Annotated in this window: 22 protein-coding genes; 17 read left to right on the top strand and 5 right to left on the bottom strand. The window is 60.8% G+C overall.

Going from position 1 to position 25,203, the window contains the following annotated elements; genetic code table 11:
- Position 1 precedes the first annotated feature (1 nt).
- Positions 2-193 carry a hypothetical protein gene (locus tag DWF74_RS20435; protein ID WP_102861129.1) on the top strand — a complete coding sequence of 64 codons (192 nt, stop codon included), beginning with the start codon at positions 2-4 and terminating at the stop codon, positions 191-193.
- 181 nt (positions 194-374) lie between these two features.
- On the opposite strand, the gene DWF74_RS20430 is transcribed toward DWF74_RS20435, so the two are convergent.
- The 3 genes from DWF74_RS20430 to DWF74_RS20420 form a co-directional block, all read right to left on the bottom strand.
- Positions 375-2,102: an ABC transporter ATP-binding protein/permease gene (locus tag DWF74_RS20430; protein ID WP_102861128.1), complete on the bottom strand. Its 1,728-nt coding sequence runs from the start codon at positions 2,100-2,102 to the stop codon at positions 375-377.
- A 97-nt stretch (positions 2,103-2,199) separates the two neighbouring features.
- Positions 2,200-2,760 carry a response regulator transcription factor gene (locus DWF74_RS20425; protein WP_025132017.1) on the bottom strand — a complete coding sequence of 187 codons (561 nt, stop codon included), beginning with the start codon at positions 2,758-2,760 and terminating at the stop codon, positions 2,200-2,202.
- On the bottom strand, positions 2,753-4,015 hold the full coding sequence (locus DWF74_RS20420) for an ATP-binding protein (RefSeq protein WP_102861127.1): 1,263 nt from the start codon (positions 4,013-4,015) through the stop codon (positions 2,753-2,755). The genes DWF74_RS20425 and DWF74_RS20420 overlap by 8 nt, the downstream gene beginning before the upstream one ends.
- A gap of 239 nt (positions 4,016-4,254) precedes the next feature.
- On the opposite strand from DWF74_RS20420, the gene DWF74_RS20415 reads away from it, so the two are divergent.
- The 11 genes from DWF74_RS20415 to DWF74_RS20365 all read left to right on the top strand — a co-directional run bounded on the left by DWF74_RS20415 (position 4,255) and on the right by DWF74_RS20365 (position 17,295).
- Positions 4,255-4,971 (top strand): SIMPL domain-containing protein, encoded by a 717-nt coding sequence (locus DWF74_RS20415; RefSeq protein ID WP_102861126.1) that lies wholly within the window; start codon positions 4,255-4,257, stop codon positions 4,969-4,971.
- A gap of 222 nt (positions 4,972-5,193) precedes the next feature.
- Positions 5,194-5,757, top strand: coding sequence for a helix-turn-helix domain-containing protein (locus tag DWF74_RS20410; protein ID WP_102861125.1), 564 nt, complete (start codon positions 5,194-5,196; stop codon positions 5,755-5,757).
- A 263-nt stretch (positions 5,758-6,020) separates the two neighbouring features.
- Positions 6,021-6,458: a hypothetical protein gene (locus DWF74_RS20405; protein ID WP_115581601.1), complete on the top strand. Its 438-nt coding sequence runs from the start codon at positions 6,021-6,023 to the stop codon at positions 6,456-6,458.
- 113 nt (positions 6,459-6,571) lie between these two features.
- Positions 6,572-8,197, top strand: a complete 1,626-nt coding sequence (locus tag DWF74_RS20400) for an ABC transporter substrate-binding protein (RefSeq protein ID WP_102861123.1) — start codon at positions 6,572-6,574, stop codon at positions 8,195-8,197.
- A 307-nt stretch (positions 8,198-8,504) separates the two neighbouring features.
- A complete protein-coding gene (locus tag DWF74_RS20395) occupies positions 8,505-10,091 on the top strand; it encodes an ABC transporter substrate-binding protein (RefSeq protein WP_102861122.1) in 1,587 nt (528 codons plus the stop codon).
- Positions 10,092-10,257: 166 nt separating this feature from the next.
- Positions 10,258-11,664, top strand: coding sequence for an OprD family porin (locus tag DWF74_RS20390; protein WP_102861121.1), 1,407 nt, complete (start codon positions 10,258-10,260; stop codon positions 11,662-11,664).
- Positions 11,665-11,742: 78 nt separating this feature from the next.
- Positions 11,743-13,338 (top strand): ABC transporter substrate-binding protein, encoded by a 1,596-nt coding sequence (locus tag DWF74_RS20385; RefSeq protein ID WP_115581600.1) that lies wholly within the window; start codon positions 11,743-11,745, stop codon positions 13,336-13,338.
- A gap of 73 nt (positions 13,339-13,411) precedes the next feature.
- Complete coding sequence (locus DWF74_RS20380; RefSeq protein WP_102861119.1) at positions 13,412-14,422, top strand: ABC transporter permease subunit; 1,011 nt, start codon at positions 13,412-13,414, stop codon at positions 14,420-14,422.
- A gap of 11 nt (positions 14,423-14,433) precedes the next feature.
- A complete protein-coding gene (locus DWF74_RS20375) occupies positions 14,434-15,345 on the top strand; it encodes an ABC transporter permease subunit (RefSeq protein WP_011059232.1) in 912 nt (303 codons plus the stop codon).
- A 10-nt stretch (positions 15,346-15,355) separates the two neighbouring features.
- On the top strand, positions 15,356-16,324 hold the full coding sequence (locus tag DWF74_RS20370; RefSeq protein ID WP_102861118.1) for an ABC transporter ATP-binding protein: 969 nt from the start codon (positions 15,356-15,358) through the stop codon (positions 16,322-16,324).
- Positions 16,324-17,295: a peptide ABC transporter ATP-binding protein gene (locus DWF74_RS20365; protein WP_102861117.1), complete on the top strand. Its 972-nt coding sequence runs from the start codon at positions 16,324-16,326 to the stop codon at positions 17,293-17,295. The genes DWF74_RS20370 and DWF74_RS20365 overlap by 1 nt, the downstream gene beginning before the upstream one ends.
- A gap of 106 nt (positions 17,296-17,401) precedes the next feature.
- Here DWF74_RS20365 and DWF74_RS20360 read toward each other — a convergent pair whose 3' ends face one another.
- Together DWF74_RS20360 and DWF74_RS20355 are read right to left on the bottom strand one after the other, a co-directional pair.
- Positions 17,402-17,647, bottom strand: coding sequence for a hypothetical protein (locus tag DWF74_RS20360; RefSeq protein ID WP_205413460.1), 246 nt, complete (start codon positions 17,645-17,647; stop codon positions 17,402-17,404).
- Positions 17,648-17,982: 335 nt separating this feature from the next.
- Positions 17,983-19,566 (bottom strand): peptide chain release factor 3, encoded by a 1,584-nt coding sequence (locus DWF74_RS20355; RefSeq protein WP_102861115.1) that lies wholly within the window; start codon positions 19,564-19,566, stop codon positions 17,983-17,985.
- A 349-nt stretch (positions 19,567-19,915) separates the two neighbouring features.
- Between DWF74_RS20355 and DWF74_RS20350 the strand changes: the two genes are divergently transcribed.
- The 5 genes from DWF74_RS20350 to DWF74_RS20330 all read left to right on the top strand — a co-directional run bounded on the left by DWF74_RS20350 (position 19,916) and on the right by DWF74_RS20330 (position 25,192).
- Entirely contained in the window at positions 19,916-20,632 is a 717-nt protein-coding gene (locus DWF74_RS20350) for an ABC transporter permease (RefSeq protein ID WP_102861114.1), read from the top strand.
- A 24-nt stretch (positions 20,633-20,656) separates the two neighbouring features.
- Complete coding sequence (locus tag DWF74_RS20345; protein WP_115581598.1) at positions 20,657-21,553, top strand: glycine betaine ABC transporter substrate-binding protein; 897 nt, start codon at positions 20,657-20,659, stop codon at positions 21,551-21,553.
- Positions 21,554-21,568: 15 nt separating this feature from the next.
- Complete coding sequence (locus tag DWF74_RS20340) at positions 21,569-22,222, top strand: ABC transporter permease (RefSeq protein WP_102861112.1); 654 nt, start codon at positions 21,569-21,571, stop codon at positions 22,220-22,222.
- Positions 22,219-23,376, top strand: a complete 1,158-nt coding sequence (locus DWF74_RS20335; protein ID WP_102861111.1) for an osmoprotectant ABC transporter ATP-binding protein OsmV — start codon at positions 22,219-22,221, stop codon at positions 23,374-23,376. The genes DWF74_RS20340 and DWF74_RS20335 overlap by 4 nt, the downstream gene beginning before the upstream one ends.
- A 652-nt stretch (positions 23,377-24,028) precedes the next feature.
- Positions 24,029-25,192 carry a type III PLP-dependent enzyme gene (locus DWF74_RS20330; RefSeq protein WP_102861110.1) on the top strand — a complete coding sequence of 388 codons (1,164 nt, stop codon included), beginning with the start codon at positions 24,029-24,031 and terminating at the stop codon, positions 25,190-25,192.
- The last annotated feature ends 11 nt before the right edge of the window (positions 25,193-25,203 follow it).

Below are 25,203 nucleotides of genomic sequence, written 5' to 3'. Positions count from 1 at the left end.
CATGGCTATCAACCTGAAACTGCAACTGGCCTCCGGGCAATCCCTCAAGGACGCACCTCTGGAGCTGCTGCTCAACGGCGCTCCGATTGCCCGCGCCTGCGTGGATGAACACGGCAACGTGGCCTTCAACGCCAAGCCGGGAAGCGGCCAACTGGCCGTACGAGTTGACCGTTCGATCCTGCACAAAGCCTAACCGCGCGTCGTAGGAGCGGGCTCACCCGCGAGCAGGCCTCCTGCTCCGCTGCGCCAGCGCCGGTTCATGGCCCTGGCGCAGCCGGCGTCATTGCCCTCAATGATCGCCAACCCCCGATTTCACCGAGACGTCCTCCCGAACCTCGCACTCAAGCCAAGCGGCAAGGCTTACCTGGCCAGCGTCATACGGTCACCGTCTGTTCCAGCAAATGCCCCTGCTCAATGCGTACATGGCGGGGATGGAAGCGCTTGAGGCTGCTGCGATGGCCGACGCTGACAATGCTCAGCCCCGGCAACTGATCGATCAACGCCTGGTACAGATTGGCTTCATCTTCTTCATCCATGGCCGAAGTCGCCTCATCCATGTACAGCCATTGCGGCGCATAGAGCAGCGCCCGGGCAAACGCCAGCCGCTGCTGCTCCCCCGGCGACAACATGCGCTGCCAGTGATTGCTCTCGTCCAGACGCGCCACCAGATGGGGCAGGCGGCAAGTTTCCAGGACCTGTGCATAACGCTCCTGGGGGTAGCTGTCGCCCGACTGTGGATAACTCAAGGCTTCCCGCAGGCTGCCAATGGGCAGGTAGGGCTTCTGCGGCAGGAACAGGTAGCGCTGGTTCGGCAGCAAGATGCTCCCGTGCCCCGCCGGCCACAAGCGCCCCATGGCTCGCAACAGGGTGCTCTTGCCACTGCCGGAGCGACCACTGAGCATCAGTCGCTCGCCAGGATTCACGGTCATCTGGGCACCGGCCAGCAAATGACGGCCATCCGCCAGATCCAGACCCAGATCACGCACCTGCAATTGTTCGCCCTGGTGCTGCACGTCAATCGCCGGAGGACGCTCCTCGTTTTCACTCATGGCCTGGCGGAAGCTCAACAGACGGTCACAGGTAGCGCGCCAGGCAGCGAGGTCCGAATAAGCGCTGATAAACCAACTGAAGTTCTCCTGGACATTGCCGAACGCCGAGTTGATCTGCATCAGCTCTCCCAGCTCGATCTTGCCGGCGAAGTAACGCGGCGCGGCGACAATAAACGGGAAGATGATCGCGATCTGGCCATAACCGGCGGTAAAGAAGGTCAGGCGCTTGGAGACCTTCATGATGTCCCAGAAGTTGTGCCAGACCTTGCTGAAACGGCTGCTCAGACGCTGGTTCTCATTCTTCTCGCCGTCGTAAAGGGCAATGCTCTCGGCGTTCTCCCGGACTCGCACCATGGAGAAACGCAGGTCGGCTTCAAAACGTTGCTGTTGATTGTTCAGGCCGATCAAGCGACGCCCGATCAGGTGGGTCAGCCAACTGCCGACCGCCGCATACACCAGGGCGCACCAGAACATATAGCCGGGAATGGTATAGCCCATGACCTCGATACTGCCGGATACGCCCCAGAGGATGATGGAGAAGGACACCAGACTGACCACGTTGCGGATCAAACCCAGGCCCAGGGACAAGGTGTTGGTGGTGAAGCCGTTGAGGTCTTCGGAAATCCGCTGGTCGGGGTTATCGGTGTAGCCGCCCTGCTCCAGCTGGTAGTAGTTCTTGTTGCCCAGCCAACGGGCAAAGTGTCTTTCGGTCAGCCAGGCGCGCCAACGGATGGTCAGCATCTGGGTCAGGTACAAGCGATACACCGCACCGAGAATGGCCACCGCGGCGATCCCGCAGAAATACAGGATCAGGCTCCAGAAAGCCGCCTCGTCCTTCTTCTGCAAGGCGTTGTAGAAGTCCTTGTACCAACTGTTGATCCATACCGAAATGGCGACACTGAACAGCGACAGGCCAATCACCGCGATCAGCAGCAGCCAGGCCTTGCCCTTCTCTTCACTACGCCAGTAAGGGGTAATCATGGCCCAGACCCGGCGAAAAAATTGACCGCGCACAGCATCGTTGACCGCGGAGTACTCAGCGTTCTGATTCATCGTTGTGGCTCGATAGGGAGAAGGACAAGCGTTGAGCCGATCTTAGTAGATCGGCTCGCTTTTTCACGGTGTCCAGCGACATTCATTCAGTCGCGGTTCAGCGACGCACGGGACGCTTCTGCAGTTTGCGCTGCAAGGTACGGCGATGCATGCCCAGGGCCCGGGCAGTGGCGGAGATATTACCTTCGTGCTCGGTCAGCACACGCTGGATGTGCTCCCATTGCAGACGGTCCACGGACATCGGGTTTTCCGGCACCAGGGTGTCCAGGTCCGCATGTTCGGAGAGCAGCGCGGCCAGCACATCATCGGCGTCCGCGGGTTTGCACAGGTAGTTGCAGGCACCGCGTTTGATGGCTTCCACCGCCGTGGCGATGCTCGAATAGCCGGTGAGGATCAGGACGCGCATTTCCGGGTCCAGCTCCAGCAGCTTGGGCAGCAGCACCAGCCCGGAGTCGCCATCCATCTTCAGGTCCAGCGCGGCGTAGTCCGGCAGATCCTGCTGGGCGATGGTCAGGCCCTCTTCCGCGGAACCTGCGGTACTGACGCGAAAGCCCCGGCGGCTCATGGCGCGTGCCATTACCCGGGTAAAGGTGGCGTCATCATCCACCAGCAACAGATGCGGCAGTTCTTCGCCTTCGACTTGGATCTCTTCACTCATGGTCGTCTCCTCGGGCGGCACGGGGCAGGCGCAGCTCGGTGAGCGTTCCGCCTTCCTCATGACTGTAGAGTTTCACTGAGCCACCGGCGCGGGTCACGCTGGCCTTGCTCAAAAACAGGCCCAGGCCGAAGCCTTTGCCCTTGGTGGTAAAAAACGGTTTGCCGATCTGCTCGGCGATGGCCAAGGGTACTCCGGCGCCGTGGTCACGAATACTGATGGTGAGGTTTTCCGCATCCCAGTCCAGGCGCACTTCCAGACCTTCGGCACAGGCATCGGCTGCATTGTTCAACAGATTGAGCAAGGCCTGGGTCAAGTCCGGCGGCGGCGCCAGGCGCGGCACTGGTCCCTCTCCCAGCAGATGAAAGCGGTAGCTGGCCTCGGGACGCATCAGGTGCCAGCGATTCAAGGCTTCGTCCAGCCACTGGGTGACTTCCTGCATCTCCACCGCCATACGGCGATTGGCCTCGGCGGCGCGCACCAGTTGCTGCAGGGTTTCCTTGCACAACTTGACCTGGTCCTGGAGCACGCTGAGGTCATCCTGCAACAGCGGGTCGGGATGGTCCTGGCGCATCTCCTTGAGCAATACGCTCATGGTCGCCAGCGGCGTGCCCAACTCATGGGCGGCACCGGCGGCCTGGGTCGCCACGGCCAGCAATTGCTGATCGCGCAGGCCTTCTTCACGGCGGATCGCCCGCAACTCTTCCTGACGGCGCAGTTCTTCGGCCATGCGTGCAGCGAAGAAGGTGATCACCGCCGCCGCCAGGGCAAAACTCAGCCACATGCCATAGACCTGCAGGTTTTCCCGGGCGATGGGGAAAGTCTGCAAGGGATAGAACCGCGCCAGCAACAAGGTGTAGAGGGTCAGGGCAATACCCGACAGCACCACCGAATAGCGCCAGGGCAAGGTCACGGCGGCGATCGTCAGGGGCACCAGGTAATAGGAGACGAAGGGGTTGGTAGAGCCGCCGGAGAAATACAGCAGCACACTGTGGATAAACAGGTCACAAGCCAGTTGCAGGGCATATTCCAGCTCCGTCACCGGCCACGAGGTTCGCAAGCGGATGGCGGTGAAGGCACAGAGCACCATGGAAAACATCAAGGTGACGCCCAGTTGCAACCAGGGCAGTGGCAACAGTTCCAACCAATAGGCGAGCCCCACCGAACCGGCCTGAGCAGCCAGAACCAGGGTACGAATAAAGGTCAGGCGCCAGAGGTTCTGACGAGTGGCAGACAATAATTTTACGGGGGCGAGCATGAGCTCTCCTGATGAGCGCTCCAGGGCAATCGGCGGGAGTATAACCAAGCAGCCCCCGCCACAGGCAAAACTGCGGCAAAGCGTCACAGAAAAACAGTGGCAAGCTGCACGCTTTGAGCTACAAGCGTATTGGCTCTCAACATGCAGCTTGCGGCTTGAAACTTGCCGCAGCCCCTCACTGTCTGAATGTTTCACGCAGGCTCTGAGCTGATCCTGCGGACCGCACTCAAGGAGTTTCCATGCAGCATTTCAGTCGCAGCCTCGCCCTTCTGGCCCTCAGCGCCGGCACCCTCACCAGTCTGCCCGCCCTGGCCGCCGATGAACTGCACTACAACCAGATTTCCCTGCGTGCCGAAGTCAGCCAGGAAGTGGCACGGGACCTGATGATCGTGACCCTCTACAGCGAATCGCAGAACAGCGACCCGGCCAAACTTGCTGCAGAAATCACCAGCACCATGAACAAGGCCCTGGGTCAGGCCCGCCAGGTCAAGGATGTGACGCTGCGCCAGGGCAGCCGCAACAGCTACCCGATCTACGACGACAAAGGCCAGAAGATCACCGGCTGGCGTGAGCGCGCCGAACTGCGCCTGGAAAGCTCCGACTTCGCCGCCTTGTCCAAGCTCACCGGCGAACTGCTGGGCGATCTGAAAATGGCGGGCATGGACTTCGCCATCGCCGACCCGACCCGCAAGGCCAGCGAAGATGCCCTGCTCAAGGACGCGGTCAAGGCGTTCAAGGCCCGTGCTCAACTGGCCACCGAAGCCCTGGGTGGCAAGGGCTACAAAATCGTCAACCTGAACCTCAACAGCAACGGTTATCCACAGCCCTACCTGCGTGCGCCAATGATGATGAAGGCCGCCAGCATGGATTCGGCGCCCGTGACTCCGGAAGTCGAGGCTGGCACCAGCCAGGTCAGCATGACCGCCGACGGCGCCATCGAAGTGCTGATGCCGTAAACCTCTCCCAGCGTCCCCCAACGGCGGTAACCTCCAGCGCAAACCGAGGTCACCGCCGTTTTTCGTGACCAGGCATTTCAACCGGCACTCGATGAACTCAGCTCAGGGAAGGTGCGTTCGGCCACCAGGGTGATGCTAAAGTTACGCACCTCGGTATTGCGCCTGCCAGGCGTCATGGGTGTCTGCCGGGTATACTGCTTCTTTCCTATAAGAGTCTCTCTAATGACCGCAGATCGCATCGGCGAACGCCTGCGCCGCTATCGCCGCGCCGCCAAGAAAACCCTGCGCCAAATTGCCAGTGAATCCGGCCTGACCGCCAGTTTCCTCTCCCAAGCGGAACGCAATCTCACCGGTGTATCGATCTCGTCTCTGGTCAACATTGCCAAGTCGCTGAACGTTCCGCTGAACGCTCTGTTCGACCAGCCGACCCAGGCGCAACCCGACTCCCACGACGGCAAGCGCGTGCGCTACACCATCGAAGGTCAGCCACTGGCCTACGAACGGCTGTCCAGCTCCTTTCCCGGCAACCTGATCAACGCGGTGAAAATGAACATCCCGGTGGGCTATCAGTCGGAACTGATCTCCCACGATGGCTCTGAGTTTTCCTACGTTCTTTCGGGACAGATCGTCTACACCATCGAAGATCAGCAATACCCACTTGGCGCCGGCGACTCGGTGCACTTCGACTCGACCAAGACCCACTGCCTGGCCAATGTCGGTAACGGCCCGGCGGAAGTCCTGACGGTCACGACCATGGGCCTGTTCGACGACCATTCGGCGGCGTAAGCCCCACCCGCAGTCGCCTGCCGAACCTTACAGAGGTACCTGTGCGCAAGAGAAATGTTAGTCAGGCTTAATTTTCGTTGACCACGATTTCAGCATGACTTAATTTCGGCATCGGCGAATCGACAAACAACAACACAACAAGTGATCGCCATCGCCGCACAGGGTCCATGGGGCTGCATCCACGCCCCATAGAAAGGCGAGTTACCGCGGCCCACAAGGCCAATCCTCAGATATGCCCTAGAAAAAGAAAAAATGAGGTTTGCATGCGTAAGACCTTTCCGCTCCGGGTTTGGCAGACAGCGGGGCTGATCCTCGATACGCCACTGTCACGCGCCACCAGCAACCTCCACAGTGACAACTTCACTGCGAGCCGCGACTTCAACACCGCCGACGATGCGCTGTCCATTCGCCATCGCCTGCAAGGTCCCGGGCAACCGTCTCCAACGGCCTCCCCTACCCCGTCGTTCTGCGCCATCCGGTCAACCGGATGCGTCGAAGATTTGCGCCTGCCTGAAAAGGTCTGGCGGCTCAAGCACAAGCCAGTCGGCGCCCATTCCATTGATGCACCAAGCGAGGGCGCGAACAGCCCTGTTTGCCCAATAGAAAAGCAACGCATGCACCAGAAAAGACCTGCGCAAACGGTCAAATGCGTCAATATTTATACAAATGCGTCATTCGTGTACGTTCGTTCCACTCTTTGAGACTTGTGTCGGCCCTGCATCTTGCAATGGGTATGAGGGCTGCATAAGTATCGGCGGGTCGACTCACAAGGTCGCCCTCTACACCAAAAATGACAACAAATCATGAGGCCACCATGTTCAAAAAAGCAGTCCTTCCGTTTTTAGTCAGTGCCGGCTTGCTGGCCAGCACCCCCTTCGCCCACGCGGCGACTAACCTGGTGTTCTGCTCTGAAGGGAGCCCGGCCGGTTTCGACCCTGGCCAGTACACCACCGGAACCGACTTCGACGCCTCAGCCGAAACCCTCTACAACCGCCTCAGCCAGTTCGAACGTGGCGGCACCGCAGTCATTCCGGGCCTGGCCACCAGTTGGGACATCTCGGACGACGGTCTGACCTACACCTTCCACCTGCGCGAAGGGGTCAAGTTCCACACCACGCCGTACTTCACCCCGACCCGGACCTTCAACGCCGACGACGTGCTGTTCACCTTCAACCGCATGATCGACAAGGACATGCCGTTCCGTAAGGCATACCCGACCGAATTCCCGTATTTCACCGACATGGGGATGGACACCAACATCACCAAGGTCGAGAAAGTCGACGACAAGACCGTCAAGTTCACCCTGAAAACCGTTGATGCCGCATTCATCCAGAACCTGGCCATGAGCTTTGCCTCCATCCAGTCCGCCGAGTACGCCGACAAGCTGCTCAAGGAAGGCAAGACCAGCGATATCAACCAGAAGCCGATCGGCACAGGTCCCTTCGTTTTCAAGAGCTACCAAAAAGACTCCAACATCCGCTACACCGGCAACAAGGACTACTGGAAACCTGAAGACGTGAAGATCGACAACCTGATCTTCGCCATCACCACCGACCCATCGGTGCGCATCCAGAAGCTGAAGAAAAACGAATGCCAGATCACCCTCTTCCCGCGCCCGGCCGACCTCAAGGCGCTCAAGGAAGACAAGACCCTGAAGATGCCTGAACAGGCAGGCTTCAACCTGGGCTACATCGCCTACAACGTGATGCCGGTGCTCAAGGGCCGCACCGACGCCAACCCGCTGGCTGACCTCAAGGTTCGCCAGGCACTGGACATGGCCGTCAACAAGCCGCAGATCATCGACTCGGTCTACCAGGGCGCCGGCCAACTGGCGGTCAACGCCATGCCGCCGACCCAATGGTCCTACGACACCAGCATCAAGGACGCCCAGTACGATCCCGAGAAAGCCAAGCAGTTGCTCAAGGAAGCGGGCATCAAGGAAGGCACCCAGATCACCCTCTGGGCCATGCCGGTACAGCGTCCGTACAACCCGAACGCCAAACTGATGGCCGAGATGCTGCAGTCCGACTGGGCCAAGATCGGTCTCAAGGTCAACATCGTCAGCTACGAGTGGGGCGAGTACATCAAGCGCTCCAAAGGCGGCGAGAACCAGGCGATGATCATCGGCTGGAGCGGCGACAATGGTGACCCCGACAACTGGCTCGGCACCCTGTTCGGCTGCGATGCAATGAACGGCAACAACTTCTCGAAATGGTGCGACAAGCCTTATGACGCCCTGATCAAGCAAGCCAAGGCCACGTCGGATGTGGCCAAACGCACCGAGCTGTACAAGCAGGCGCAACACATTCTCAAAGATGCCGTTCCGATGACACCTATCGCTCACTCGACGGTGTTCCAACCCATGCGCGCCAACGTGCAGGATTTCAAGATCAGCCCCTTTGGCTTGAACTCCTTCTACGGCGTAGGCATCGGCAAATAAGGTTCTGCAACGGCGACGTCCCTGGCGTCGCCGTTGTTTTACCGCCCCCCCTGAAAGCGTCCGGCCCTGGGGTCGAGATTGCGTCCTTTTGGACGTGATCTTTCGAATTTAGAGCCGATTCCTACAAGCCTTTCAGGTACAGCGCATATACGACCCAGCCTTCGGCTCCTAACGTCGAGGCATGGCAAAACTGCGTCTATCGGTGGGCATTTGCTGCAGCCATGGTTGGGCATCAATGGCCTGTACAGGCTCCAGGAAGGAGCCAGGGTCCATTGATCATCACAACAAAAAATGGAGATGGACCGTCATGCGTCATTCGTTGATTTTCTCGGCCCTGCTGGCCACCAGTTCGATCTGCAGCGCTGCCGACCGCAGCCTGGTGTTCTGTTCCGAAGGCAGCCCCGCAGGCTTTGACACCGCGCAGTACACCACCGCCACCGACAACGATGCCGCCGAGCCGTTGTACAACCGCCTTGTGGAGTTCGAAAAAGGCGCAACCAACGTACTGCCGGCCCTGGCCAAGAGCTGGGATATTTCCGAGGACGGCCTCAAGTACAGCTTTCACCTGCGTGAAGGGGTGAAATTCCACAGCACTCCCTACTTCAAGCCCAGCCGAGACCTCAACGCCGACGACGTGCTGTTCACCTTCAATCGCATGCTCGACGCCGAACATCCGTTCCGTAAGGCCTATCCGACGGAGTTTCCCTACTTCAACGGCATGAGCCTGAACAAGAACATCGCCAAGGTCGAAAAAACCGACCCCATGACCGTGGTCATGACCCTCAACACCGTGGACGCGGCGTTCATCCAGAACCTGGCCATGAGCTTTGCCGCGATCCTCTCCGCCGAATACGCCGAGCAACTGCTCAAGGCCGGCACGCCCAGCCAGATCAACCAGCAACCCATCGGCACCGGACCGTTCGTGTTCCAGCGCTACCAGAAAGACTCGCAGATTCGCTACGCCGCCAACCCGCATTACTGGGACCCGAGCCGGGTCAAGCTCGACAGGCTGATCTTCGCCATCAACACCGATGCCTCGGTACGCGTGCAGAAGCTGCGCGCCGGCGAATGCCAGGTGACCCTGCACCCGCGTCCCGCCGACATCGATGCCCTGAAAAACGACCCGAAACTGCAAGTCATCGAGAAGCCCGGCTTCAACCTCGGCTACATCGCCTACAACGTGCAACACAAACCCTTCGACCGCCTCGAAGTGCGCCAGGCACTGGACATGGCGGTGAACAAGCAGAGCATCCTCAATGCCGTGTACCAGGGCGCCGGCCAGTTGGCGGTGAACGCCATGCCGCCCACCCAGTGGTCCTACGACGAGACGATCAAGGACGCTGCCTACAACCCGGAAAAGGCCCGCGAGTTGCTCAAGGCTGCCGGGGTCAAGGAAGGCACGGAAATCACCCTCTGGGCCATGCCCGTGCAACGCCCCTACAACCCCAACGCCAAGCTGATGGCCGAAATGCTCCAGTCCGACTGGGCGAAGATCGGCCTCAAGGTGAAGATCGTCAGCTACGAATGGGGCGAATACATCAAGCGCACCAAAAACGGCGAACACGACATCAGCCTGATCGGCTGGACCGGAGACAACGGTGACCCGGACAACTGGCTCGGCACCCTGTACAGCTGTGACGCCATCGGCGGCAACAACTACTCCATGTGGTGCGACCCGCAATACGACCAGTTGATCAAGCAAGCCAAGGTCGTTACCGACCGCGAACAGCGCACCGAGCTCTATAAGCAGGCCCAGCAGTTGCTCAAGCAGCAAGTGCCGATCACACCTGTTGCCCACTCGACGATCAACCAGCCGTTGAGTGCGAAAGTCGAGGGTTTCAAGGTCAGTCCCTTCGGCCGCAACTCCTTCTCAGGTGTCAGCCTGACCCCATAACCGATGAGCCAGAACCCTGAGGGCGACTCTCGCCCTCACGCAGGCGCTTTGCCTGAATTCGGCGATTGAGCCGCGTGCAAACGTTTGCGATGCCATGAATGAGTTCCAAAAACCAGCCGGCCCAAAAAAACCGGCATCTAAAAAAGAAAACAAAGGAGCTTCACCCATGAAACTGAGCAGCAGCGCATTGTTAGCCTTGGCTATCAGTAGCATCACCGCCACGGCCTATGCGGAGAACGTCAGCCAGGACTTCGTCCCGACTGTACAGAACAGCACCAATGCCCAGGCGGAGGCCAAAGGCTTCATCGAAGGGCAAAGCCTGTCGGGTACCACCCGCAACTGGTACGCCAACGAGCTGAAACGGCGCAATGACCGTTTTTCGTACCAACACAATGGTGTAGATACCTCGACCCCACGCCGCATCAACTGGGTCCAGGGCACCATCCTCAACTACAGCTCCGGCTTCACCGAAGGCACCGTGGGCGTCAGCACCGAAGTCGCGGCCTACAACGCCATTGCCCTGGATCGTGACCGCAAGCACATCGCCGGCAAGAACAACCGCACCCTGACCCATTCCGACGGCGATGCCGTGGGCCAGTGGAGCAAGCTGGGCCTGGCCAACGTCAAGTTCCGCGTGTCCAACACCACCCTGACCGCCGGCCGGCAGAACTTCAGCACGCCAATCGTCGATGTCATCGGCAACCGTGCACTGCCTTCGAGCTTTGAAGGGGTGAGCATCCACAGCGAAGAGTTCAACAACCTGTCGTTCGATGCCGGCACCTTCGACCGGGTATCGCCACGGACCGAACAGAGCCTGTCGAAATTCCGCTCCGAGTACACCAGCAATACCGCCGAGACCGACCGCGTGAGCATCGTCGGCCTCAACTACCAGCCGCTGAAAAGCCTGAAGACCAGCCTCTACGCCTCCAAGGTGGAAGACTTCTGGAACCAGTACTACTTCGGCGCCACCCACGAGCTGGGCGACAGCTCGGTGCTGAGCCTGACCACCGGCCTGAACTACTACAAGACCGTCGACACCGGCAAGAAAGAGATGGGCAATATCGACAACGATACCTACTCCCTGTCTCTCGGCCTGACCCACCAGGCCCATAGCCTGACCTTCTCGTACCAGGAAGTCAGCGGCAACGAATACTTCGACTACCTGCACGAAACCAACGGCATCTACCTAGCCAACTCCCTGCTCTCGGACTTCAACGGCCCGAACGAGAAATCCTTCCAGATCGCCTACGGTCTGAACATGGCCGAATATGGCGTGCCCGGCCTGAAGTTCAACATCTACCAGGCCCGTGGCTGGGGCATCGACGGCACCCACTACAACGGCAGTGCCTACGGCGGTATCAACTCGGAAGGCAAGCTCTATGGCGTACGCACCATGGACGGCGAACACCACTACGAATACGGCATCGGTGCTTCCTACGCCGTGCAGAGCGGCCCGCTGAAAGCCACGGCGATCCGCGCCACCTACACCACTCACCGCGCGAGCGAGAACCAGGCCGACGGCAACATCAATGAATTCCGTCTGGTCACCACCATCCCGTTCAATATTCTCTAACCCACCAGTTGAATGGCGGACTCATGACGAATCCGCCATTCAAGCTAATCTGGTTCAATTGATTGCAGAGGGTTCTTGATGAAAATGCTTCCCCTGAGAGCGGCCATGGGCGCCGCACTGCTGAGCGTCGCCATGGGCGTCGCAGCCAAACCCTTGGTGGTCTGTACCGAAGCCAGCCCGGAAGGCTTCGATATGGTCCAGTACACGACTGCAGTCACTGCCGATGCGGTGGCGGAAACCATCTTCAACCGCCTGGTGGACTTCAAGCCCGGCACAACGGACATCCAGCCCGCCCTGGCGGAGTCCTGGGAGATCAGCCCGGACGGCCTGCAATACACTTTCCACCTGCGCAAAGGCGTCAAGTTCCACACCACCGACTACTTCACCCCAACCCGCGACATGAACGCCGACGACGTGCTCTGGAGCTTCCAGCGTCAACTGGACCCGAAGCATCCCTGGCATGACAAGTCCAGCGTCGGCTTCCCCTACTTCGAGAGCATGGGGTTCAAGGAACTGCTCAAAAGCGTCGAGAAGATCGACGATCACACCGTGGTCTTCACCCTGACCCGCCGCGAGGCACCGTTCCTGGCCGACATCGCCATGGCCTTCTCTTCCATTTTCCCGGCGGAATACGCCGACAAGCTGCTCAAGGAAGGCAAGACCGGCGACCTCAACAGCAAGCCCATCGGCACCGGCCCGTTCATTTTCACGCGTTACGCCAAGGACGCTCAGGTCCGTTTCAAGGCCAACCCGGACTACTTCCGCGGCAAGCCACCGGCGGACCCGCTGGTGCTGGCGATCACCATCGACAACAACGTGCGCCTGCAGAAGCTCAAGGCCAACGAATGCCAGATCGCCCTGTACCCCAAGCCCGATGACATCCCCAGCATCAAGGCCGACGCCAACCTCAAGGTCGACGAGCTGGCCGCCATGACCACCGGCTACATCGCCATGAACACCACGCGCAAATACATGAGCGACGTGCGGGTACGCAAAGCCATCGACATCGCCTTCGACAAAGAAGCCTACGTCAACAGCCTCTACGGCAAAGGCAACGCCCTGGTGGGTACCGGCCCTTATCCTCCGACCTTGCTGGGCTTCAATACCAGCTTGCAGAACCCGGCCCGGGACCTGGACAAGGCCCGTGCCCTGCTCAAGGAAGCCGGCGTGCCGGAGGGCACGGTCATCACCCTGTTCACCCGCAATGGCGGTGGCCCAACCAACCCCAACCCTTTGCTGGGGGCCCAGATGATGCAGGCTGACCTGGCCAAGATCGGCCTCAAGCTCGAGATCCGCGTCATGGAGTGGGGCGAGATGCTCAAGCGTGCGAAAAACGGCGAACACGATATGGTGTCGGCCGGCTGGGCGGGTGACAACGGCGATCCGGACAACTTCCTGACCCCGAACCTGAGTTGTGACGCCGCCAAGAACGGCGAAAACTACGCCCGCTGGTGCAACAAGGCGTTCCAGGACCTGATCGACCAGGCCCGTTCCGACGCTGAACCTGCCAAACGCGCAGAGCTCTACGAAAAGGCGTTGCTGATTTTCCAACAGGATCAACCGTGGATTCCCATGGCCTATCCGAAAATGTTCACCGCCATGCGCAAGAACGTCGAGGGTTACCACCAGAGCCCCCTGACCACCAACAACTTCGCGACCACCCAAGTGAAGTGATAAGAAACGCCCGCCGCCCTTGACCCCAAGGGCGGCGGGAACGCCTAACCGGCTGATTGAGGTACTTCAGAAGATGTTTAGTTTTATTGCCCGCCGTGTGGGGTTGTTGATCCCCACATTCTTCGGCATCACCTTGCTGACCTTCGCCTTGATACGCATGATTCCCGGCGACCCCGTGGAAGTCATGATGGGCGAACGTCGGGTCGACCCCGAGATGCATGCCCAGGCAATGGAACGCCTTGGATTGAACAAACCGCTGTATGCCCAATACCTGGACTACATCGGCAAGCTCGCCCACGGTGACCTGGGCGAATCCCTGCGCACCCGCACCAGTGTGTGGAGCGAATTCACTTCGCTGTTCCCCGCGACCCTGGAACTGTCCATGGCCGCCCTGCTGTTCGCCGGCATCCTCGGGCTGCTGGCCGGGGTAATCGCCGCCCTCAAGCGAGGCTCCCTGTTCGACCATGGGGTCATGGGCATCTCGCTGGCGGGTTACTCGATGCCGATCTTCTGGTGGGGCCTGATCCTGATCATGTTCTTCTCGGTGAGCCTGGGCTGGACCCCGGTGTCCGGACGCATCGACCTGCTCTACGACATCGAGCCGAAAACCGGCTTCATGCTCATCGACACCCTGCTGGCCAAAGACACCGACGCCTTCTTCGACGCCCTGCATCACCTGATCCTGCCGGCCATCGTGCTGGGCACCATTCCCCTGGCGGTGATCGCGCGGATGACTCGCTCCTCGATGCTCGAAGTACTGCGTGAAGACTACATCCGCACCGCCAAGGCCAAGGGCCTGTCGCCGGCCCGGGTGGTATTCGTCCACGGCCTGCGCAACGCACTGATTCCGGTACTGACCGTGGTCGGCCTGCAAGTCGGCACCCTGCTGGCCGGCGCCGTGCTGACCGAAACCATCTTCTCCTGGCCGGGAATCGGCAAGTGGCTGATCGAAGCCATCGGCGCCCGGGACTATCCCGTGGTGCAGAACGGCATCCTGCTGATCGCCTGCCTGGTGATCATGGTCAACTTCGTGGTGGACATCCTCTACGGCTTTGCCAACCCACGCATCCGTCACCAGCGCTGAGATCAAGACTAATGAGCACTCCAACTTCCTCAGTAGCAGTCGATCAAAGCCTGCTCTATCCGTCGGTCTACAAAGAATTCTGGCAGCACTTTTCCCGCAACAAGGGGGCGGTGGCCGGCCTGCTGTTCATGCTGCTGATCGTGTTCTGCGCACTGTTCGCCCCTTGGGTGGCGCCGCACAACCCCAGCGAGCAGTACCGCGACTTCCTGCTGACGCCGCCGGCCTGGCTCGAAGGCGGGCAGATGCAGTTCCTGCTGGGCACCGACGAACTGGGCCGCGACTTGCTGTCGCGCCTGATCCAGGGTTCGCGCCTGTCGTTGCTGATCGGTTTGTCGTCGGTGGTGATGTCGCTGATCCCGGGCATCCTCCTGGGGCTGTTCGCCGGTTTCTTCCCGCGCTTGCTGGGCCCGACCATCATGCGCCTGATGGACATCATGCTGGCCCTGCCTTCGCTGCTGCTGGCCGTGGCCATCGTCGCCATCCTCGGCCCAGGCCTGATCAACACCGTGATCGCCATTGCCGTGGTGTCCCTGCCGTCCTATGTGCGCCTGACCCGTGCCGCGGTGATGGGCGAACTGAACCGCGACTACGTGACCGCCGCGCGCCTGGCCGGTGCCGGCCTGCCGCGCCTGATGTTCATCACCGTGCTGCCCAATTGCATGGCGCCACTGATCGTCCAGGCCACCTTGAGCTTCTCCTCAGCGATCCTCGACGCCGCCGCCCTGGGCTTCCTCGGCCTGGGCGTGCAACCGCCGACTCCAGAGTGGGGCACCATGCTGGCCTCGGCCCGGGACTACATCGAACGTGCCTGGTGGGTCGTGAGCCTGCCGGGTCTGACCATTTTGCTCAGCGTGCTGGCAATCAACCTGATGGGCGACGGCCTGCGCGATGCGCTGGACCCGAAACTCAAGAACGCCGCCTGAGGAGATTCCCATGTCATTGCTAGAAATCAAGAATCTCAACGTACGCTTCGGCGATGCCACGGCGGTGCCAGTGGTGGACGGCCTCGACCTCAAGGTCGACAAGGGCGAAGTGCTGGCCATCGTCGGCGAGTCCGGCTCCGGCAAATCGGTGACCATGATGGCGCTGATGGGGCTGATCGAGCACCCCGGTATCGTCACCGCCGATGCCTTGAGCTTCGACGGCCGCGACATGCTCAAGCTCAGCGCCCGCCAGCGCCGGCAGATCGTCGGCAAGGACCTGGCCATGGTCTTCCAGGACCCGATGACCGCGCTCAACCCCAGCTACACCGTGGGCTTCCAGATCGAGGAAGTGCTGCGCCTGCACCTGAAGATGTCCGCCAAGGCCGCGCGCAAGCGCGCCATCGAGCTGCTGGAAAAGGTCGAGATTCCCGGCGCTGCCAGCCGCATGGACGCCTACCCGCACCAGCTCTCCGGTGGCATGAGCCAGCGGGTGGCGATCGCCATGGCGATTGCCGGCGAACCCAAGCTGCTGATCGCCGACGAACCCACCACCGCTCTGGACGTGACCATCCAGGCGCAGATCATGGACCTGCTGCTCAACCTGCAGAAAGAGCAGAACATGGGCCTGGTGCTGATCACCCACGACCTGGCCGTGGTGGCCGAAACCGCCCAGCGCGTCTGCGTGATGTACGCCGGGCAAGCCGTGGAAGTCGGCCAGGTACCGCAGCTGTTCGACATCCCCGCGCACCCTTACAGCGAAGCGCTGCTGGCGGCAATTCCCGAGCACAGCCTGGGCGCCACCCGCCTCTCGACTCTGCCGGGTATCGTCCCCGGGCGTTATGACCGCCCACAAGGCTGCCTGCTGTCGCCGCGCTGCCCCTACGCTCAGGACAACTGCCGTCAGCAACGCCCCAGCCTCGACCCGAAAGCCGCCAGCCTGGTGCGCTGCTTCTACCCGCTCAATCAGGAGGTGGCGTAATGGCCGTCGTTCTTACCGCCCGCGACCTGACCCGTCACTACGAAGTGTCCCGAGGCCTGTTCAAGGGCCACGCCACCGTGCGCGCCCTCAACGGCGTGTCCTTTGAACTGGAAGCCGGCAAGACCCTGGCCGTGGTCGGCGAGTCCGGCTGTGGCAAGTCCACCCTGGCCCGGGCCCTGACCCTGATCGAGGAACCCTCTTCCGGCTCGCTGAAAATCGCCGGCCAGGAAGTGGCCGGCGCCGACAAGGCGCAGCGCAAGCAACTGCGCAAAGACGTGCAGATGGTGTTCCAGAGCCCTTATGCCTCGCTCAACCCACGGCAGAAGATTGGCGATCAACTGGCCGAGCCGCTCTTGATCAACACCAAGCTGTCCGCCGCCGAACGCCGGGAAAAAGTCCAGGCGATGATGAAGCAGGTGGGCCTGCGCCCCGAGCATTACCAGCGCTACCCGCACATGTTCTCCGGCGGCCAGCGCCAGCGCATTGCCCTGGCCCGGGCGATGATGCTGCAACCCAAGGTGCTGGTGGCGGATGAGCCAACCTCGGCCCTGGACGTGTCGATCCAGGCCCAGGTGCTGAACCTGTTCATGGACCTGCAGCAGGAATTCAACACCGCCTACGTGTTCATCTCCCACAACCTGGCAGTGGTGCGTCACGTCGCCGACCAGGTGCTGGTGATGTACCTCGGCCGGCCGGTGGAAATGGGTCCCAAGGAGGACATCTACACCCGCCCGCTGCACCCCTACACCCAGGCGCTGCTGTCGGCGACCCCGACCATTCATCCGGACCCGGACAAGCCGAAGATCAAGATCGTCGGTGAATTGCCCAACCCGCTGAACCCGCCACCCGGCTGTGCCTTCCACAAGCGCTGCCCCTACGCCACCGAGCGTTGCAGCACGCAAGAGCCGGCCCTGCGTCAGCTCGACAGCCGCCAGGTGGCTTGCCACTACGCCGAGCAGTTTGTGGTTTAAGCGGACATGAAAAAGGCGCTCCCGAAACACTCTGGGAGCGCCTGTACAGTGTTCCACTCGCCCCTGGCAATGGATTGCGCATCAGTCCGTGGCCAGGGGTTTTCTTTTAGCTCTGGCTGTCACCCTCGTCGTCATCGTCGGTGGTCTGATCGTCATCGCCCGAACTGCCTCCCTGCCCTTCATCCCCCGGCTCCGACTCGGACTTGGCGAGCATCTGTTCCGGTTCGCCTATGGTCGACGAAAAGCCCGGCTCCTTGACCTCCAGCAGATTGTGAGCCCAGGCCGCCGAGGTTCCGAGCGACAGCATCACCAGCACTTTGATCAGCAACAGCGTGCGTTGAAAAATATTCATAGCCGATTCCATCCTTCACAGGTGAATCATCAAAGGCTGCGCCCAACCTTGCGAAGGTCACAGCACTGTCTGAAACCTAGTCCCGATATCCCGGCTTTTCCAGATAGCAGGCTATCGACAGCCAAACCTGCCGGGCCCTTCCGACTAACGGCGCTCCCTGAAATACACCACAACCCGTAGGAGCCGGCTTGCCGGCGAAGAGGCCCGCAAGCCATGCACCGCCGCGTCCGCCGCCTTCGCTGGCAAGCCAGCTCCTACGGGGCGGCGGGCCTATCCTGCGCGCAATAAAAAGCCCCGCTGTCTGCACAGCGGGGCTTGGGGTGTTACAGGCGAACTTAGTGGTGTTCGCGGGTGGCGCGGAATTTCACGTCCGGCCAGCGCTCTTCCATCAGCGCCAGGTTGACCCGGGTCGGTGCCAGGTAAGTCAGGTGACCACCGCCGTCCAAAGCCAGGTTTTCCACCGCCTTGTTGGAAAACTCTTCCAGCTTCTTCTTGTCGCTGCAGTCGATCCAACGGGCGGACCACACGGTGATCGGCTCATAGGAACACTCCACCTTGTATTCCTCCTTCAGGCGGCTGGCCACCACATCGAACTGCAGCACACCGACGGCGCCGAGGATGATGTCGTTGCTGCGCTCCGGGAAGAACACCTGGGTCGCGCCTTCTTCGGCCAGCTGTTGCAGGCCCTGGCGCAGTTGCTTGGACTTGAGCGGGTCCTTCAGGCGCACGCGGCGGAAGAGTTCCGGGGCGAAGTGCGGGATACCGGTGAAGCCCAGGGCCTCGCCTTCGGTGAAGGTGTCGCCGATCTGGATGGTGCCGTGGTTGTGCAGGCCGATGATGTCGCCAGCGTAGGCCTCTTCCAGCTGTTCACGCTCGGAGGAGAAAAAGGTCAGGGCGTCGCCGATGCGCACGTCCTTGCCGGTGCGCACGTGACGCATCTTCATGCCCTTCTCGTACTTGCCCGAGCAGATGCGCATGAAGGCGATACGGTCGCGGTGCTTGGGATCCATGTTCGCCTGGATCTTGAACACGAAACCGCTGAATTTTTCTTCCTGGGGCGCGACGCTGCGCTCGTTGGCAACACGAGCCAGCGGCAGTGGCGCCCAGTCCACCACGGCATCGAGCACGTGATCGACACCGAAGTTGCCCAGGGCGGTACCGAAGAACACCGGGGTCAACTGACCGTCGAGGAACTCCTGCTGGTTGAACTCGTGGCAGGCACCCTGCACCAGTTCCAACTGCTCGATGAAACGCTCGTACTCGTCACCCAGGTGGGCGCGGGCTTCGTCGGAGTCGAGTTTCTCGATGATCTTGGTTTCGGTACGTTCGTGGCCGTGGCCCGGGGTGTAGACGATGATGTAGTCGCCCGCCAGGTGGTACACACCCTTGAAGTCGCGGTAGCAACCGATCGGCCAGGTGATAGGCGCGGCCTTGATCTTCAGCACCGCTTCGATTTCGTCCAGCAGCTCGATCGGGTCGCGAATATCGCGGTCGAGTTTGTTGATGAAGCTGACGATGGGCGTATCCCGCAGGCGGCAGACGTCCATCAGGGCGATGGTCCGGGGCTCAACGCCCTTACCGCCATCGAGCACCATCAGCGCCGAGTCCACGGCAGTCAGAGTGCGATAGGTATCTTCCGAGAAGTCTTCGTGGCCCGGGGTGTCCAGCAGGTTGATCATGTGTTCGCGATAGGGGAACTGCATGACCGACGTGGTAATGGAAATACCGCGCTGCTTCTCCATCTCCATCCAGTCGGAAGTGGCATGGCGATCGGACTTACGCGATTTGACCGTACCCGCCACTGCAATCGCCTTGCCCATCAGCAAGAGCTTTTCGGTGATGGTGGTCTTACCCGCATCCGGGTGGGAAATAATGGCGAAAGTGCGGCGTTTCGCGACTTCGGCGGCCTGGTTGGTCATGGGAAATCGCCTGGCGGTGATCAAAAAAGGGCGCAGATTATAGCCCAGACAAAGCCGCGCGGGCCACCGCTGCCCCCGTCGCCCAGGCCACCGCGCGGCAGATAAACGGTGGCTAAATGCTGCCAAGTATGGAACCTTTTAAAACGTGGAGACGTCCACTCCCCTGTCACGCGCTGTCGTCAGGGGCTGAAATATCAGCACGTTAGCTTGACGAAGCTGCGCTCATGGCTCGTTCACCCGCCGCTTTGCCGGCACTCGACGAGCTGCTTTTCGCGCGTACTTTCGCGGCAGCCAGGAATGGCCTTGCCACACGGGAAAGTGCCCGCCGACTGAAAAAAGGAGTCCGCCTGTGGCTATTCGCTATGGCAAAGGGCTGATAGGAGGGGTTGCGGTCATCGCCCTCCTGGCCCTGCTGGTCCACTGGATCGGCATCACGACGATCGAACACTACCGCGACGATCTGTTGTTCTACCTGCAAGCTCATCTGTTCCTGGTCCTGGCGTCCATGCTCGCCGCACTGCTGGTGGGCATCCCCGCCGGCATCTTCCTCAGCCGCCCGAGCATGGTCGGACGCGCCGAACGCTTCATGCAAGTGTTCAACATCGGTAACACCGTCCCCCCTCTGGCCGTCCTGGCCATCGCCCTGGGGATTCTCGGCATCGGCAGTGGCCCGGCCATCTTCGCGTTGTTCCTCGCCTCCTTGCTGCCCATCGTGCGTAACACCTACGAAGGCCTGAAAAACGTCCAGGGTTCCCTCAAGGAAGCCGCGGTCGGCATCGGCATGACGCCGCGCCAGGTGCTGTGGAAAGTCGAATTGCCCAATGCCGTGCCGATCATCATCGGTGGCGTGCGGGTGGCCCTGGCGATCAACGTCGGCACCGCGCCCCTGGCCTTCCTGATCGGCGCCAACAGCCTGGGCAGCCTGATCTTCCCCGGCATCGCCCTGAACAATCAGCCGCAATTGCTGCTCGGCGCCGCCTGCACTGCGCTGCTGGCCTTGCTCCTCGACGGCCTGGTCACCCTGGCCAGCCGCCTCTGGCTGGAACGTGGTCTGCGCCCGTCCTAAGTCCGTAAGCGCCAAGGAATGAACATGAAAAAAACAAGCCTGATACTCGGCTGCATCCTGCTTTTCGCTGGATGGGTGCAAGCCGCGGAAAAACCACTGATCCGCATTGGTGCCCGGGTCTTCACCGAACAGACTCTGCTGGCGGAAATCACCTCCCAGTACCTGCGCAGCAAGGGTTACGACACCCGCGTCACCGGCGGCCTGGGCAGCAACCTGGCGCGCAGCGCCCAGGAAAGCGGCCAGCTGGACCTGATCTGGGAATACACCGGGGTCTCGCTGGTGGCCTACAACCACATCGACGAGAAACTCGACAGCCAGCAGTCCTACGCCCGAGTCAAAGAACTCGACGCGAAAAAAGGCCTGGTCTGGTTGGCACCGTCCAAGTTCAGCAATACCTACGCCCTGGCCCTGCCGGAGAACGTGGCCAAGGAACATCCGCAGATCAACAGCATCAGCGACCTGACCCGAGCCCTGGCCGAAAACTCCAAGGAAAACCGCCTGGTGGCCCTGGACACCGAGTTCGCCAACCGCTCCGACGGCCTGGCCGGCATGGTCAAGCTGTACGACATGAACCTGACCCGCAAGAACACCCGGCAGATGGATGCCGGCCTGGTCTACACCGCCTTGCGCAATGGCCAGGTATTTGCCGGTTTGGTCTACACCACCGACGGTCGGCTCAACGCCTTCAAGCTCAAGCTGCTGCAAGACGACAAACATTACTTCCCGGACTACACCGCCGCCCCCGTGGTGCGTCAGGCGTATCTCGACGCCCACCCGCAATTGGCGGCGGACCTCAAGCCGCTGGCGGCGCTGTTCGATGACGAAACCATGCGCCAGCTGAACGCGCGGGTCGACGTCGACCATGAAAGCCCTTCCGCCGTGGCCGCCGACTTCCTGCGCCAGCATCCGATCAACCACTGATAGAGAGGAGAAGACATGGAATTCTTGAACGCCTTTTCCCATCTCGATTGGGCCCAGGTCCTGCACCTGACCTGGCAGCACATCACCCTGGTGGGCATCGCCGTGACCCTGGCGATTGTCTTCGGTGTGCCCCTGGGCATCCTGATGACCCGCTTCCCGACCCTGGCCGGTCCGTTGCAGGCCAGCGCCACGGTGTTGCTGACCATCCCTTCCATCGCCCTGTTCGGCCTGCTGCTGCCGTTCTACTCCAAGTTCGGCCAGGGCCTGGGGCCGCTGCCGGCCATCACGGCGGTGTTCCTCTATTCCCTGCTGCCGATCATGCGCAACACCTACCTGGCCCTGACCGGCGTCGAGCCGGGCATCCGCGAAGCCGCCCGCGGCATCGGCATGACCTTCGGCCAGCGCCTGCGCATGGTCGAACTGCCGATCGCGGTGCCGGTGATCCTCGCCGGGGTGCGCACCGCCGTGGTGATGAACATCGGCGTCATGACCATCGCCGCCACCATTGGCGCCGGCGGCCTGGGCGTACTCATTCTTGCTTCCATCAGCCGCAGCGACATGTCGATGCTGATCGTCGGCGCGCTACTGGTCAGTCTCCTGGCCATCTTCGCCGACCTGCTTCTGCAATGGCTGCAACGCTCGCTGACACCAAAAGGACTGCTCAAATGATCGAACTTCAAAAGCTGACCAAGACCTTCCAAAGCAACGGCAAGACCATCACCGCCGTTGACTCCGTAAGCCTGACCGTCAATGAAGGCGAAATTTGCGTATTCCTCGGCCCTTCGGGCTGCGGCAAAAGCACCACGCTGAAGATGATCAACCGCCTGATCAAGCCCACCTCGGGCAAGATCCTGATCAACGGCGAGGACACCACCGACCTCGACGAAGTCACCCTGCGCCGCAACATCGGCTACGTGATCCAGCAGATCGGCCTGTTCCCCAACATGACCATCGAGGAAAACATCGTGGTGGTGCCCAAGCTGCTGGGCTGGGACAAGCAGAAATGCCACGACCGTGCCCGCGAGCTGATGAGCATGATCAAGCTGGAACCCAAGCAGTACCTGCACCGCTATCCGCGGGAACTCTCCGGCGGCCAGCAACAGCGCATCGGGGTGATTCGCGCCCTGGCGGCGGACGCCCCGCTGCTGCTGATGGACGAGCCCTTCGGCGCGGTGGACCCGATCAACCGCGAGATGATCCAGAACGAGTTCTTCGAGATGCAGCGCGCGCTGAACAAGACCGTGATCATGGTCAGCCACGACATCGACGAAGCCATCAAGCTGGGTGACAAGATCGCCATCTTCCGCGCTGGCAAGCTGCTGCAGATCGATCACCCAGACACCTTGCTCGCCCACCCGGCGGACGACTTCGTCAGCAACTTCGTCGGCCAGGACAGCACCCTCAAGCGCCTGTTGCTGGTCAAGGCCGAAGACGCGGCAGACAACGCCCCATCGGTCAGCCCGGAAACTCCGGTAGCCGAGGCCCTGGACCTGATGGACGAACATGACCGCCGCTACGTGGTGGTGACCTGCGCCGAGAACAAGGCCCTGGGTTATGTACGTCGTCGCGACCTGCATCGTCAGACCGGCACCTGCGCCCAGTTCCTGCGGGAGTTCAACGCCACCGCCGCCTACGACGAACACCTGCGGATTCTTCTGTCGCGCATGTACGAGTTCAACCGTTCATGGCTGCCGGTGCTGGATGCCGAGCGGGTATTTCTCGGTGAGGTGACCCAGGAATCCATTGCGGCCTACCTGAGCTCCGGGCGTTCGCGGGGGATGAAGACCAACATCGTCTCGCCGGCTGAGGCAGTGGTCGCCTGATCAATAAATAGCCAATAACGAACCTATGGCGAGGGCGCTTGCTGCCCCGGGGCCGTGCAGCGGCCCCTCTTTGCCAAAAAGAGTGGAACTGCTGCGCAGTTCACCGGGAGCAAGCGCCCTCGCCACTGGTTTTTCGGCCCACTTACATGGCGGAAAAAAATATCAACAGCCGCCCCCACAAACGCCGTCAGGCGATACCTCCCGAAACAGCCAAGATCCCCCTCTGACCAGCCTGTCGTCGCTAACGTCGCCGATGTTGACGCCTTCATACTTTCCAGACACTTGGCGCGCAACAGCGTCGAACGTGCAGGTATTTTTAACACCTGGAAAATCTTCGGGAACATCTGTCCGTCATCTGTGTCGGCTACAAAGAGAGGTGTCGTTTACGCACGTCAGACAAGTGCAAAAACGCGACATTTTTTGTTGATCTCAGGCCCCTCACCACCTAAAGTTCGCGCCGAACGTCCATGCTGGAAACGATCCATCCGGCTCAAGTACTGACGACGAGACAGCAAGGCCAAGGGAAACTTTCCCATGGCCTTTTTGCTTTCGGCGACATGCCTTGGGAAGTAGGCGAACCAAAGTGGGGATACGGAGGACGTTCATTTGCACCCATTGATTTCTAACGTTTGCCAGTAGGAGCTCCCAACGCATGTCGATTAACGTCGAAGACTATTTTGCGCGCGAAACCTTTCAGAAAATGAAGGCGTTCGCCGACCAGCAAGAAACCCCGTTCGTGGTCATCGACACCCAGATGATCGCCCAGGCCTATGACGACCTGCGCGCCGGTTTCGAATTCGCCAAGGTCTACTACGCGGTCAAGGCCAACCCGGCCGCCGAGATCATCGACCTGCTGCACGAAAAAGGCTCCAGCTTCGACATCGCCTCGATCTACGAGCTGGACAAAGTGCTGGGCCGCGGCGTCAACCCGGCCAACATCAGCTACGGCAACACCATCAAGAAATCCAAGGACATCCGCTACTTCTATGAGAAGGGCGTGCGTCTGTATGCCACCGACTCCGAAGCCGACCTGCGCAACATCGCCAAGGCCGCCCCGGGTTCGAAAGTCTATGTGCGCATCCTCACCGAAGGCTCCACCACCGCCGACTGGCCACTGTCGCGCAAGTTCGGCTGCCAGACCGACATGGCCATGGACCTGCTGATCCTCGCCCGCGACCTGGGCCTGGTGCCTTACGGCGTGTCGTTCCACGTGGGTTCGCAACAGCGCGACATCAGCGTCTGGGACGCGGCGATCGCCAAGGTCAAAGTGATCTTCGAACGCCTGAAGGAAGAAGACGGCATCGAGCTCAAACTGATCAACATGGGTGGTGGCTTCCCGGCCAACTACATCACCCGTACCAACAGCCTGGAAACCTACGCCGAGGAAATCATCCGCTTCCTCAAGGAAGACTTCGGCGACGAGCTGCCGGAAATCATCCTCGAGCCGGGCCGTTCGCTGATTGCCAACGCTGGCATCCTGGTCAGCGAAGTGGTGCTGGTGGCGCGTAAATCCCGCACCGCCGTCGAGCGCTGGGTCTACACCGACGTGGGCAAGTTCTCCGGCCTGATCGAAACCATGGACGAGTCGATCAAGTTCCCGATCTGGACCGAGAAGAAAGGCGAAGTGGAAGAAGTGGTGATCGCCGGCCCAACTTGCGACAGCGCCGACATCATGTACGAGAACTACAAGTACGGCCTGCCGCTGAACCTGGCCATCGGCGACCGCCTGTACTGGCTGTCCACCGGCGCCTACACCACCAGCTACAGCGCGGTGGAATTCAACGGCTTTCCGCCGCTGAAGGCGTTTTACCTGTAAGGACAGTGGCT

Source organism: Pseudomonas protegens (assembly GCF_003363755.1).
GTDB classification, from domain to species: domain Bacteria; phylum Pseudomonadota; class Gammaproteobacteria; order Pseudomonadales; family Pseudomonadaceae; genus Aquipseudomonas; species Aquipseudomonas danubii.
The sequence above is the reverse complement of the archived record's forward strand: the minus strand, read 5'-3'. Positions and strand labels throughout refer to the sequence as shown.